The organism is Aliivibrio sp. 1S128, from assembly GCF_001691065.1.
In the GTDB taxonomy this organism is placed as follows: domain Bacteria; phylum Pseudomonadota; class Gammaproteobacteria; order Enterobacterales; family Vibrionaceae; genus Aliivibrio.
This window is the reverse complement of the sequence record NZ_MAJV01000030.1, coordinates 1-656: the sequence shown is the minus strand read 5'-3', so window position 1 is coordinate 656 and position 656 is coordinate 1. Positions and strand designations below refer to the sequence as shown.

The 656-nt window shown below is 33.7% G+C and carries 2 protein-coding genes; both read right to left on the bottom strand.

The features are described 5' to 3' along the window. Positions 1 to 14: 14 nt before the first annotated feature. Positions 15 to 332, bottom strand: coding sequence for a CcdB family protein (locus tag A6E03_RS06660; RefSeq protein ID WP_012535038.1), 318 nt, complete (start codon positions 330 to 332; stop codon positions 15 to 17). Continuing rightward, entirely contained in the window at positions 333 to 578 is a 246-nt protein-coding gene (locus A6E03_RS06655; RefSeq protein ID WP_026029298.1) for a type II toxin-antitoxin system CcdA family antitoxin, read from the bottom strand. Positions 579 to 656: the final 78 nt, after the last annotated feature.

Genomic DNA, 656 nt, shown 5'->3' with positions numbered 1-656 from the left:
GTGTTATGCAGGCGTTAAATACCGGTGATTAAAAAATCAATTGCAGCAATAATCTCATTTCTGAAAGTCGATAATTCATTAACAGGTTCGGATAAGATTTTAACTGGAACACTTGTCATTTGTTGAGTCAGCATTATAAAGTCACCTTCATCAATATGAATTGTAGGACAAAGGTGACTTGGTGCTTTCTTATCAAGTAGTTCGATTGGTGTTAATGGAATGACTAATCGAGTATTTAAGTTATCAAGCAGATCACTTTGAACATCTACAAAATAAGGGTAGGTTTTAGCGGAACTTTTATCTTTGTTTTTATATAGTGTAAATTGAGACATTTAAAATACTCGGTATGAATCAGAAAAAAGACCGTGTTTATCGGTTAGTTCGTTGCAAGCATCAATAGCTTCAGAGTTTTGCTCTAACCATTCTTGTCTTTTTAGTTTGCTCACTTCCTGTGAAAGTGCTTTTTCCATTGTTGCTGAAAGGTTTATTTTTAAACGTTTTGCTTCAGCAAGTAGATCACTATTTAAAGTTAAATTGGTCGCTTTCTTTACCGCTTGTGTATTATATTGATTTCTCATAACGTTACCACTCATGCGCATTAAGTATGTGGGTTCAGTATATAACGTAAAAAGGCATTTAACAAACGACTATGGTGT